At 41.3% G+C, this 11,889-nt stretch carries 11 protein-coding genes and 1 other RNA gene; 10 read left to right on the top strand and 2 right to left on the bottom strand.

Annotation, left to right across the window (positions count from 1 at the left end; translation table 11 throughout):
• Positions 1 to 126: 126 nt before the first annotated feature.
• The 10 genes from B3B27_RS03695 to B3B27_RS03655 all read left to right on the top strand — a co-directional run bounded on the left by B3B27_RS03695 (position 127) and on the right by B3B27_RS03655 (position 9,752).
• The gene (locus B3B27_RS03695; RefSeq protein ID WP_286846878.1) at positions 127 to 1,869 is read left to right on the top strand and encodes an O-antigen ligase family protein; all 1,743 of its coding nucleotides are present in this window, start codon (positions 127 to 129) and stop codon (positions 1,867 to 1,869) included.
• A gap of 152 nt (positions 1,870 to 2,021) precedes the next feature.
• Complete coding sequence (locus B3B27_RS03690; RefSeq protein ID WP_286846876.1) at positions 2,022 to 2,663, top strand: hypothetical protein; 642 nt, start codon at positions 2,022 to 2,024, stop codon at positions 2,661 to 2,663.
• A gap of 64 nt (positions 2,664 to 2,727) precedes the next feature.
• Positions 2,728 to 2,943 carry a PLDc N-terminal domain-containing protein gene (locus B3B27_RS11805; protein ID WP_414703274.1) on the top strand — a complete coding sequence of 72 codons (216 nt, stop codon included), beginning with the start codon at positions 2,728 to 2,730 and terminating at the stop codon, positions 2,941 to 2,943.
• Entirely contained in the window at positions 2,943 to 3,800 is an 858-nt protein-coding gene (locus B3B27_RS03685; RefSeq protein ID WP_286846874.1) for a hypothetical protein, read from the top strand. Before B3B27_RS11805 ends, B3B27_RS03685 begins: the two co-directional genes overlap by 1 nt.
• A 26-nt stretch (positions 3,801 to 3,826) precedes the next feature.
• Positions 3,827 to 4,225 carry a hypothetical protein gene (locus B3B27_RS03680; protein ID WP_286846872.1) on the top strand — a complete coding sequence of 133 codons (399 nt, stop codon included), beginning with the start codon at positions 3,827 to 3,829 and terminating at the stop codon, positions 4,223 to 4,225.
• A gap of 169 nt (positions 4,226 to 4,394) precedes the next feature.
• A complete protein-coding gene (locus B3B27_RS03675; RefSeq protein WP_286846870.1) occupies positions 4,395 to 6,302 on the top strand; it encodes a discoidin domain-containing protein in 1,908 nt (635 codons plus the stop codon).
• A gap of 312 nt (positions 6,303 to 6,614) precedes the next feature.
• Complete coding sequence (locus tag B3B27_RS03670) at positions 6,615 to 7,508, top strand: helix-turn-helix transcriptional regulator (RefSeq protein ID WP_286846868.1); 894 nt, start codon at positions 6,615 to 6,617, stop codon at positions 7,506 to 7,508.
• A gap of 151 nt (positions 7,509 to 7,659) precedes the next feature.
• Positions 7,660 to 7,959: a transposase gene (locus B3B27_RS03665; RefSeq protein WP_286846866.1), complete on the top strand. Its 300-nt coding sequence runs from the start codon at positions 7,660 to 7,662 to the stop codon at positions 7,957 to 7,959.
• Between the two features lie 5 nt (positions 7,960 to 7,964).
• Positions 7,965 to 8,849, top strand: coding sequence for an IS3 family transposase (locus B3B27_RS03660; RefSeq protein ID WP_286846864.1), 885 nt, complete (start codon positions 7,965 to 7,967; stop codon positions 8,847 to 8,849).
• 45 nt (positions 8,850 to 8,894) lie between these two features.
• Positions 8,895 to 9,752 (top strand): hypothetical protein, encoded by an 858-nt coding sequence (locus tag B3B27_RS03655; protein WP_286846863.1) that lies wholly within the window; start codon positions 8,895 to 8,897, stop codon positions 9,750 to 9,752.
• 217 nt (positions 9,753 to 9,969) lie between these two features.
• On the opposite strand, the gene B3B27_RS03650 is transcribed toward B3B27_RS03655, so the two are convergent.
• Together B3B27_RS03650 and ssrA are read right to left on the bottom strand one after the other, a co-directional pair.
• Complete coding sequence (locus B3B27_RS03650) at positions 9,970 to 10,932, bottom strand: hypothetical protein (RefSeq protein WP_286846861.1); 963 nt, start codon at positions 10,930 to 10,932, stop codon at positions 9,970 to 9,972.
• A 427-nt stretch (positions 10,933 to 11,359) separates the two neighbouring features.
• Positions 11,360 to 11,762: a transfer-messenger RNA gene (gene ssrA / locus B3B27_RS03645) on the bottom strand.
• Between the last annotated feature and the right edge of the window lie 127 nt (positions 11,763 to 11,889).

The following is an 11,889-nucleotide window of genomic DNA, read 5'->3' as shown; positions in this document are numbered from 1 at the left end:
AACTATTGATACCTTAGTAGTATCCACTCGTAATCTATTGGAAACATTTTTACATTTCCTTAACTTTGCATGTGATGAAATAAACAAACTCGACAACAGGTGCTTTAAAATTCAATTCGTTACCTAATGAAATTCGACGTGAAACATATTCTCTTTTTCTACTTGTTCACACTTTTAGCAGGTGCACTTTTTTTTATTCCCGCTATCTTTGTAAACAGGTTTGCCACTGCACCTGCATTGTGGATACAGGCAGGGATAAGCATGGGGATCATGGGGTATGTCTTATTGACAAAGAACCGGATTACTCTCCCCCCCAAGAGCTTTATACTCTTAATAACGATATGGGCAACGTACCACCTGTGGCAAAGCGGGGGAAATATTGAAAACATGACAACTATCGTTACGCTTGTAGCAACCTTCTTCTTGTTCCATGCCATTTGGAAGCACTTGCGCGACAAAAAGTTATTGTTCGCTGTATTCTCGCTATTGGCCGTTATTCTTTCCTTATGGGGATTGGGGCAATTTTCCGGCCTGCTGAAGCCTTACCATGGCTCGTTCAACGTGACCGGCCCGTTCGACAACCCGGCGGGCATATCCGCCGCGCTGGTCGTTCTATTGCCGTTCGTGTTATACACTTTCCTTTGGACGGGAAAACGCCATCGGGCATTGTCCGCTGCAGCGGTCTGCCTTGTCGCGGGGGTGATCATACTGTCTCGGGCGCGAGCCGCCATCCTTGCAATGGTTGTCATGATCATTTTCTTTTTTTTCCGCATGATGAGAGAGCGGGACCTGAAAATACGCCCCGTACACCATTTATTTCTGTTCGCCGGGTTCCTGCTTTTATTTACCGGCATGTTCTTCATGAAAAGAGACTCGGCCAGCGGCAGGTTGTTGATGTGGCGCTGTTCAGTTCAACTGGTAGCCGACAGGCCCTTTCTCGGGCATGGTGCCCGTGGATTCACGGCAAATTACATGAACGAACAGGCTTCATATTTCATGAAGCATCCCAGCAGTAAATACGCGATGCTTGCCGACAACGTGCGCCACCCGTTCAACGAGTTCCTGAAATGGGCGGTCAACCATGGCTTGGTGGGATTATGCCTGACGTCGCTCCTGATCATCGTACCGTTATGGGGCTCCCGCGAGGACCGCTCCACGGAGCTGTTCGCTATCAGGCTGGGCCTGCTGGCAGCAGGTGTTTGTGCTTTCTTCTCGTACCCTTTCAATTATCCGTTTATCCGGCTCATGACGGTGGCGCTTCTCGCTTTCGCACTGGCAGCCAATCCTCGAAAAGGCATCACGGCACTTAACGGTTATTTTTCAAAAGGGATAGCCCTGTTATTTTCATTGGGATTGTTATTTTCCACCACTCGTCAGGCATATCATGAACGCGAGTGGCACAAGATAGCCCATAGGTCGCTAAGGGGTGAGACTGACCGGATGCTGCCCCGATATGAATCCATTTATACATATTTGAACGGCAATGACCTGTTCCTCTACAATTACGCGGCAGAACTGAACGTGGCGGGGCAATACAAGATAAGCATGAAAATAGCGCGTGAATGTGATAACCTTTGGGCGGATTACGACCTGCAGATGCTCATGGCTGACAATTGCCGGCAACTACAGCAGCACGATGAAACAGAAGGTTATTTGAAGAAAGCGGCGGCAATGTGTCCTGTAAAATTCATGCCGCTATATCAATTGACAGGACTTTACCTGGAGACCGGGCAAGAAGAAGAGGCGCGGGCATTGGCACAGAAGATAATGGACAAACAAGTAAAGATTCCTTCTCCGATTATAAACAGCATCAAAAACAAAATGCGGAACTTGTTGAATGAGCCGAAGAAACATTACGATAAGAGTTAAAACAATTTGTACAAAATATTATTTGAATTGGCAAAAAACAGGCTTGCAACCTAACGTCGAGGATGTGAAAGTGAAAATCGACATGAAAGAAAAGAGTAACCGAGGAAGTCAAAAATCGAAAGAGTAGGCGGCAAAAAAGTTTTATATATTTCATGATGAAAAATATTTCAGTAAAATCAATACTTCTCTTCGTTATAAGTGGATTAATAATTGGAATGAGCGGGTGTGAAACTGAAACAATTACAATTGACAAATCCACCGATTATCAGTTCAATAAATTAGTAGGACAGTATGACTTAACCTATGAGATTATCAATTCTTCCAAGAGTGAAGGAATGCATATCGCTGACAAAGCTATTTCTATTAGTGATCTAGAGTTCGTATTGTCTCGTTTACAGGAGTTGAAAAACTCCACTTTTTCTATTGAAAACGTACCATTTTCAGAATTTTCAGTCCCCCGATTACGCAGTTCTGGAACAGAAAATGATGAAAATACAAACACTGCATGTGTTTCGGGGTACAATGATGAGTTAACTGCAACGGTTTGTTTGGATTTCAAAAATGGAACAGTTACAAACAGCACTGTTAGCTTTCGATTTCCAAGTTCTTTATATTTAAATTACGTTCATGATGGAGGATCTTACAGCAAAAGTGGCAATACTGTTAATTTTTCTGCTTATGGAAGGGTTCAGGTGTTTGTGGCCATTCATGACGTTATTATCACTTCTTATTCTGTTACAATGCGTGGATATTACGATTTATCTTCAAACAGCGGAGAGCTAACTTTCTTCTAAATATATTCTGTCTGAAAAAACAAAGACGAATAAGTAATTAGATTGGATAAAATAAAAAAACATCATGGTCAATTGGAGTTTACTTCTCGTTCCCCTAGTGATTATCATCGACTACTTAGCGATCAGGGATTTAATGAATAGGACGAAATATTCGCAAGGAATGAAGATTTTATGGATAATCATCATTATTCTTTTTCCTATTCTCGGAGTTTCACTTTACTATTTTCAGGTTTCACTCTCTCATAGAGATAGTCGACGGGAGCATAATAGGGGAAGCTAATGATCTCTTGGTCTTTATTTTCATATGGCAGGATTACTTTTGGATCCCCGGACTCCAAGAGTGCTCCTGCTTACCTGAAGCAAGGCGGTGTAATGTTTATTATTCCGGCAAGCCGCCTGCCTTTCGAAGGAATAATTTACACCTATAAGATTAGAAACAAATTTTATTTGCAAAGAATCATGAAAAAAAACAATTATCTCATTATATTATTTCTATTTACTGTTTGCGTACTTTTAGTGGGGTGCGAGAATGAAACTAGCACTCTGCAAAATGATTATATTTCACAAGAAGAGGCCTTCTTGATTGGAATAGATTATTTGAATTTGAATGATGAAAATTCGTATTCTTTTACAATGACAACAAAAGAAGCGCAGCGTCTGAATATCTCAGAAAAGGATTATCATTCGATGCTGAATGATGTATACAAAACAAATGAGTTTATAACTAAGCAGATTGAAGAAAAAATAGATCTTATATTATTTAATCCGGAATCAACGGGATATTTTGATGTTACAATTGAAAAAAAGGATCTAGTACGATTGAAATCAGGTTCAGAATCTGATCCCGGATCTAAAACTCATTTAGGTAGCATAACTACTAGAGATCAGAATTGGGGCACTACACAAATCTTCATACCTACTCAAATTAACAGAATAACTATAACCTGTAATTCTGTTGGTTTTCTACAGGGGTTTAATGTCGAAGTAGGGGGTGTTGGAGCTAGTGGTATTGGAGCGATAGGCACTTGGTCAACAGATATTACGCCTAACTTTTCTAATACACATGCCACTTGCAAATTTAAAACAACCAATAGTAACGGGGGAACTTCAAGATTTGAAGGTTATACAGCTCAATAATCTAATTGATAAAAATTTAAATAATTATGGATGTAAAAAAGGCATATTTATTAGCAGTTTTGGCTCTACTCTTCGGGGTTGCATGTAAGAATCAAAGGACAGCCTCAGATAAAGACACGTATGCAAGCACATTTCAAGAGCTAAGGGAGTTCATCGAAAAACCAGACAGCTTGCTGACGCAAGAGCAAAAAACAAAAAAAGAAGAGTTATTTAAAATAGTCTTGGAGAAAATCACCGTCAAAAACAACCAGTTTTACAACTCTGCCAAGATTAAAGATTTTACCGATAAAGGGCTTTCAAAGTATTACTATGACATCTTGGAAAAGTCGCTCATGGAAACGAATCAATGGGTAAAAGATGAGAAGATAAGCAACCTGGATTCTGTCTTCCAAAGCTCCAAAGATATTCTTTTCAAGATGGAATGAGATTTAGAGGATTTACCAGAGAAGATATGTTCTTCTTCTGACAAGCCACCTGTCCATCCCGTCAAGTTAAAGAAGCATTAATTAATTTTATGACAAACAACAACTTAATGCCAAAAGCCAAGAATAAAGAAGTTTTTTTGCAGTAATTTTTTTAATCATTTTATATTATATGCAAGAAATAGCAATGAAGAGTCTTTCTGGAATCCTTTTTTTTATGTTTTTCTTCTTTTCTTCCGCTTGTTCCTATAAAAAAGACAATCCGATGGAGGAGGTTTTGAAACTTGCGGGTTCAAATCGTCATCAACTAGAGCGGGTACTCAAACATTACAACACGTTTCCTGAAGACAGCCTGAAACTGAAAGCGGCCGAGTTTCTTATCCTGAACATGCCGGGGAAATATTCTGAATATTACGAGGCCCCTTGGGAAGATGTGGCAACCGTGAACCTGCGTTGGAGTAGTTCCTCGGATAAGGGAAAAGTCTTGGACACCTATAAAATGGGCAATCCGGTTAGAAAAGACGATATCAACCATATCACGGCAGACTACCTAATTTCCAATATCGACCTGGCATTCCGGGTCTGGAACGACAAGCCATGGGGGAAACACGTTTCATTCGACACCTTTCGCGAGGAGATCCTCCCGTACAGGGTCGGAACGGAACCGCTTGAAAACTGGCGTGAGAAAGTACTCGCGAGTTTTGCCGACATAGACAACTTGCTAAAAGAAGATTCCACGATGACGGCGGTAGAGGCCTGTGGCAGGGTGAACGACATTTTACCTCGATTCCGTATGGACAAGGACTTTTCAAACATGAGTTTTACCCAACTGATGGCAACAACCAGGGGCACGTGTGACAGTTATACCGCGCTTGCTGCCTTTGTAATGAGGGGGTTAGGGATTCCCGTGACCATTGATTTTACCCCGCAGTGGAGAGACCACCCCACCGGCCATAGCTGGAACAGCGTGAGTGACAGTACAGGAAAACACATATCCTTCATGGGTACCGAAACCAATCCTCACGGCTCCCACCAAGGCAACACATTCCAGAAAGCAAAGGCTTATAGAATAATCTATAAGCACCATAGGGTTGCTCAAACGGATGAAGTGCATACCCCTCCCTTGTTTCAGGACAATTTATATGATATTTCTTCGGAACATGATAACATGGCGAGTGCTGTCATCCCGGTAAAACACCATCTCGAAACCTCGGCGGGTTCGGTCTTTCTCACCTTGTTCTACAATTTTGAATGGCGTTTGACAGGCCATGGTGAAGCGGATCCCGATAGTCTCCGCTTTCATCATACCGGGAAAAATATTCTTTATCTCCCTGTTTACTATACAAACGGGAATCAAACCCCGGCAGGTGACCCGTTCTACATCGACAACGATGGAAAAGTACGCATTTTGTCTCCCGATTCCCCCGACAGCCTGCTATCATTCACATCAATAGTTCCCGGTTATGATCTTCATTGGAATACTCGCATGATTAATGCGGTCTTTGAAAGCTCGAAAACGCCTGATTTCTCCAAAACCCGGGCAATACATGAAGTAACCCAAACTCCCGAACTTTACAATATGGTAAAATTAAAACATCCAGTAACTTCGCGTTATATCCGCTACAAAGCACCGGAAAATTCATTCTGCAATGTTTCCGAGATCACCCTCTACGATCTTTCAGGCAACAAGCTTGAAGGGATAAACATCGGGTCTCCGGGATCATACAGTGACTTGGGAGATACTGCCGATAAAGCGTTTGACGGGGACATCACTACATTTTACGATGCTGCCGGCCCGGAAGAGTCATGGACCGGGTTAGACTTTGGTGAGGAAAAGCAAATCGCGTCCATCCATTATTCACCGAGAGTGTTAGGAATTGGCATCTATAAAGGACACGAGTACGAGCTGTTTTCTTGGGAAGACAATAACTGGAGGCCAATCGACAAAAAGACAGCGACAAAAGAATCGATTGACTTTAACGCTCCCCGGGAAGCCCTTTTTTACCTGTACAATAATACATTAAAAAAGAGAGGAGACGTTTTCTTTATCCTTGATGGGGAAATTCATTTTTACCACTGAGATTATAACTTGTAGATTACAACAAGTGTTTCATGAATAGAAAATATCACCACATTTTCACGAAACATTCAGGTATATTTTCGCGGTTTGAATATTTTTCATATCTTGTGAAACATTAATCCATCGAATGAAAACAACAGGTAACCAAGATACAAAACAAACTGCAGGCAATAACTACTTGAATAACAACGAATAAAACATGTCACTCCCCTCTATCTTGTAGTGCTATTGACGCTCATGCCTCCTGCATTATTTTCCTGTAGCAAACCTCCGCCACGGGCCGCGGAACCGTTAACACGAGCCGAGCGACTGATGAACGATTATCCCGACAGCGCGATGCTGTTAATCTATTCTATTTTCTATCCCGAAAAGAGCTTGAAGAAGGAACACTACACGTGCTACCAAGTGGCACGAGTGCAAGCTGGCTATAAAAACTACTTGCCGGTAGCGGAAGACACCCTCATCTTCGCGGCAAGTCCCTGTAATTTTTTAACCGCGGCTGCCATGGCTCAAAAAGATTTCGAGATACAACAGAAGCACGATTATGAGAAGCTGCAAAACAGACATAATCACCTCCAACTTAAACGACAACGTGCTATTATTACATTATTCTCGATTTTGCTCGCGGCCGGTTTTTTCAGCATTCTGCTGCTTCGTCATGTAACGAAGCAGAAAAGCAAGCTGCTTAGCCTTCGGGAAGTTGCCGAAACTTTGTACAAAACGGCAGTGGATCTTGATAAGAGAGTATCCTGCACATCAGATCAGCAAACGCGATTACGAGAAATGTTACTATGGAAACTCGAAGTGTTGCAAAACTCTACTCTTCTGAAATCTAAACTGGATCAATCAGAAAATATGGACGTGAAAAAAACAGCTGCTAAATTCGAACAGGTTATCTATGGAAAAGACAACGAATCCCGTTGGAACACGTTAGAGGTAACAATCAACGGGTTACATCCCAACTTGACTCGTATCATCCGAAGAACCTTTCCTCAATTTTCAGAGACTGAATTTAAAGTTTGCTTGTTATCTTATGCCAAATTATCATGCAAGGAAATTGCCCTCCTCGTCAACCAAAGCGTGCATACCGTGAACAAGGCGCGTACCCGCATCCGGCAGAAAATGGATATAAGCAATCCCAATACCGATTTTTGTGATAAATTAAGGCAAATTTATAAAGGAAACTATGCTTCCCAATATCAATAAGACTTAAATATTTTGTATCGCGTTGGCATCACTAGTTACTATACTACTGTGAATAAACTTATTAATCTCATCAAATGGTTAAACCACTGATTGGAGTTGCTAACTTTGCTGGTACACGAGGTTAAGCATAAAAAGCTTATTTTTGTGTGATATGAGAAAACAAAGAACGCATTACGACAAGGCATTCAAGGAAAATGCCGTTAAACTTAGCCTGGATCGGAAGAATGTTTCCGAACTGGCGCACGAGCTGGGTATTTCTCCCGCCCTGCTATACCGCTGGCGCAAGGAGTACCTGGAAAAAGGAGATGGCAGCTTCCCCGGGAACGGGGTTCGCTTCCAGGGTGGAGATGCCGATCGGGTCGCCGATCTTGAAAAGCGCCTGAAAGAGGCGGAGACTGAACGCGACATATTAAAAAAAGCCTTAGGCATCATCTCCACGAGCGATCGTTGATATTCATGTTCATAAAGGATTACCACTCTCGGGAATGGACGATCGAGATGATGTGCCGGGTACTGGGCGTATCGCGTAGCGGTTATTATCGTTGGCTGAAGGAGCCGCTTGGCAAGCGGGCGAGAAAACAGGTGGAACTCCGTGAAAAGATCAGGGACTCCTATTTCGAGGCCAAGGGTCGCAACGGCAGTCCCCGGTTGGCGAAGGACTTGCAAGCTAACGGGGTGCCCGTTTCGAGGACCACCGTGGCCCGCCACATGAAGGCGATGGGGTTGCGAAGCAAGCTCTCGAAGCGTTTCAAGGTGACGACGGATGCTTCCCACGATCATGGTGTGGCACCCAACCTGCTGGACCGGGACTTCAAGAGGGACAACCCTGCGATGGCGTGCGTGTCCGATATCACGTACATCTCCTGCAAGGATGGTTTCCTGTACCTCACGTGTGTGATCGACCTCTTCGATCGCAAGCTTATCGGCTGGTCTATCAGTGACGCCCTGGGTGCCTCCGGGACGGTTCTCCCGGCTATCAGGATGGCAAACAGGAGAAGGCCTTTCAGCGAGGGAATGATCTTTCATTCCGACAGGGGCGTTCAGTACGCTTGCAAGCAAACCGTTAATTTGCTGAAACACCTTGATGTTGTGCAAAGCATGAGCGGGAAAGGCAATTGCTGGGACAACGCTGTTGCCGAGAGTTTCTTCAAGACCTTCAAGTGCGAGCTGGTTTATGGCACCCGACTTAAAACGAAGGAACAGATGAGACTTGAAGTATTTGAGTATATCGAATCTTGGTATAACCATAAAAGAAGGTTTTCAGCATTGGGTAACTTGACAATCGATGAATTCTGGGAACAGTATAATATTAAAAAAGAATCAATTAAAAATGTCGCTTAACTTTTTGTCTCAAATAAGTTGGCAAGTCCAACCCTTAAATTTTTAATGACCCATTATGATATTAAGATAGATGAATTAAAGATATGCTATGTGGCAGATATAGAAAATTTGATGAATTTCGAGGCAGTTGAGGCAGGAAAATTCATTGATTATTTCGGTTACAGATTCTACCGCATCATCAATGATAGATTTAGCTTTTTCTTTGATATAATGCTGGATGGTGAGCAGGTAGCTCAGATGAAATTCGGGCATTATACCGACCTCAACGATAAGGTCGTTTATGTCTATTTCAAGGTCGCTAATGCAGTTCTTTATGATAAGGATAGATTATCAGAAGTGCTGGAGTTGCCTACATTACTAAATCTCGTTTTCAACAATTTTACATCAATTGACCTAGCCTGTGATTCTACACAAAATTTCCCGTCACTTATTAAGAAGATGATGCGTGATAAAGAGGTAACCACCATAATAAACGGCAAAGCGATTCACGACCGAAAGACCTTGGTACAGGGAGTGACCTTTGACTATTCTACGACCCTGAGCCGCTTGGTGCATCCTACCATTACCATCAGACAGAAAAAGGCGATTACCAACAAATGTGACGGCATCACCATACAGGCATATGATAAGAAAGCGGAGATTGAGAACAAGTCCAACAAGCGATATATCTTGGATTATTACGAAAACCCGAAACACCTGTATCGGTTAGAAGTCCGCTTGCATTATCAGGAGTTGAAAGACTATTTTGCCCGTCAGTATATAGTTCCGACATCGGAGGTCGTTATGGATGGTGACCTTCTTACCGATATGTTCTTATATCATTTAGGTGCGGTCGTAAGATTTACACGAGGTCGCAGGAAAATCCTTTGGCAAGACCTTATTGGGTGTAATGTCAGGGGTTAGTATAACAATATAACAATATCCCCCGCCACTGCATACTATTTATCAGTAAGAAGATGAAGATTATGCAATTAGACAATGATAGTGTATCAAAACATCTGTTGTATCAATTTAAGATTTGAAAAAAGGTGACACAGACCAAAAATCTGTATCACCTTATCTTTTTATGTTTAATTACATTCAAATATTAATATGAACCCTGACAAAATTTTGAGTGCAACTACTCTTGGTTGATTTCAATATTATCTTCTATATAAGGTTGTGAGTCCAATGTGACAGAAACTCCTCCAGTTGTTTTGTCTGAGTCTTGACTCTTAAGATTAATGGTTAAATTTGAAATTTGATTTATTCTGAATTGATATTCATTAAGAGTATAAAGAAGCTCTTTCATATCATCCTCTCTAACATAATAAATTTTAGTAGGATAACCAGTTCCTCGGTCATATCCTTCCTTGAGTGCTGTAGATGATGTATAAAAAGAGTAGATTGATTCAAATGATGTTTTTTCTGGAGTGAGAGTGATGTCTCCCATACTTGAGTTTTCCATCAGAATTGAACCTTTTGTTAAGTTGTTTACATTTACTCTTAGACCAAATGAAACTCTCTTGCAATCAATAGACACATTAATTGGCTCCGTAACCTCAATGTTATCTAAAACACCATAAAACTTTTCTATTCTAGGAATAGTGTATTCATTACTACCTTTTAATATGATACCTGATGGATTATTAACTTCAAGAGAGTTTGAGCTATCATATACGGCCTCATTTGAAATAGTTGTAAATCTATGTTTGTTACCATACTTATAAGTTGTGTAGCCGCCGAATGATGATAATTTGTTAGCTCCATCAGTATAAACAGCTACAGCAAATGAATACGTGTATCCCTTAATAAGTTCAAATGTGGCAAGTGAAGTGTCATCAAAAAGTCCGTAGGCATAAGGTGATTTTGACGTACTTCCTTGAGGATAGTACCATATTTGAATTTGGTATAAATTATGAAGTTCTTCATTACCTGTTCTTGTCATTAAGGCCTCTGAGGAGAACTCGACACTTTCTAAAATTGTTGATAAAGAAACTTTTACCTTTTCTTCTTTTTTGTGTTCCAAATCTTTATTACAAGCTACAAATGACATTGATATAAATGTCATCCCAATTGCTATAAGCCAGTTTGTAAGTTTCATAATAGATTATATTTAGTTGTTTTGACATAATTTACATATGTGTGTTGCAAAAAAGCGTAGACATACGCTCTTATGTTCACCACAAACCGAATACACTAATGATTCAAGTTCACGCTAGGCGTGAAACTCAAAGTGTATTCCGATGCCCGTTCTATGTCGAGGTGGTGATTCGAGAGCGATTGAGCAAATTATGTCTTGTGCATTACAGCAACACCACAAATGTAGCAAAAAAATCAATACTCTTAAAATTATGTTTGTTTTCTTTTTATGGTCGCCATTTTACTCTTCTTGCTGAATACCAAAGATGAGGAGATAATTTGACAACTTGTGTATTGATACCAATATTATAAAAAAAACGCACAGTCAAACGCTAAACTGTGCGTAAAACTGTGCGTAAATTAACTAAACCACTGACATACAGCGTATACTGTGGAGCTGGAGGGACTCGAACCCTCGTCCAAACGAGGAATTAATTTGCTTTCTACATGCTTAGTCTCATTTTAATTGTAGGGAAAGAGCGCGACTGAAACCACCAAACTCCATCCTTAGCTTTTTAATTTCGGAAAGGAGCCAAAGCTTCTCCCCTCCTATCTCCGATTTACCTGCACCACCTGATCGGCACGCTTCGAAGCCACAGCTTCCGGGTGATGTCCTGTCCCGACGCCTTGGCCGGGATTAAGCGATTAACCTACTGTACTTCGGTTACGCAGCAAGAGCGTAATTGTTATTATTGCCAGTTATAGCTTTGAGGATTGATATTAAAGTGCGAACCAACAACGCACTGCATGCTTACAAACCACTTCTGCCCGCTGTCAAAACCGGTCAACCCCATAATTGAATCGTGTAATTCGACACAAAGTTAATGAATTGGTTTAAAACGAACAAATTTTTCTTTGCAACCCATATTGCCCCGCAAATACGCATGTACTTATCAACAGCAAACATCCAACTTCAGTG

Source organism: Proteiniphilum sp. UBA5463, assembly GCF_002427225.1.
Lineage (GTDB): Bacteria > Bacteroidota > Bacteroidia > Bacteroidales > Dysgonomonadaceae > Proteiniphilum > Proteiniphilum propionicum.
Note: the sequence above shows the minus strand (reverse complement) of the source record. Positions and strands in the feature narration are given on the sequence as shown.

Coding starts and splice junctions, on each gene's coding strand:
- B3B27_RS03695 (WP_286846878.1), top strand. CDS start 127: ATGAAATTCGACGTGAAACATATTCTCTTTTTCTACTTGTTCACACTT.
- B3B27_RS03690 (WP_286846876.1), top strand. CDS start 2,022: ATGATGAAAAATATTTCAGTAAAATCAATACTTCTCTTCGTTATAAGT.
- B3B27_RS11805 (WP_414703274.1), top strand. CDS start 2,728: ATGGTCAATTGGAGTTTACTTCTCGTTCCCCTAGTGATTATCATCGAC.
- B3B27_RS03685 (WP_286846874.1), top strand. CDS start 2,943: ATGATCTCTTGGTCTTTATTTTCATATGGCAGGATTACTTTTGGATCC.
- B3B27_RS03680 (WP_286846872.1), top strand. CDS start 3,827: ATGGATGTAAAAAAGGCATATTTATTAGCAGTTTTGGCTCTACTCTTC.
- B3B27_RS03675 (WP_286846870.1), top strand. CDS start 4,395: ATGCAAGAAATAGCAATGAAGAGTCTTTCTGGAATCCTTTTTTTTATG.
- B3B27_RS03670 (WP_286846868.1), top strand. CDS start 6,615: ATGAACGATTATCCCGACAGCGCGATGCTGTTAATCTATTCTATTTTC.
- B3B27_RS03665 (WP_286846866.1), top strand. CDS start 7,660: ATGAGAAAACAAAGAACGCATTACGACAAGGCATTCAAGGAAAATGCC.
- B3B27_RS03660 (WP_286846864.1), top strand. CDS start 7,965: ATGTTCATAAAGGATTACCACTCTCGGGAATGGACGATCGAGATGATG.
- B3B27_RS03655 (WP_286846863.1), top strand. CDS start 8,895: ATGACCCATTATGATATTAAGATAGATGAATTAAAGATATGCTATGTG.
- B3B27_RS03650 (WP_286846861.1), bottom strand. CDS start 10,932: ATGAAACTTACAAACTGGCTTATAGCAATTGGGATGACATTTATATCA.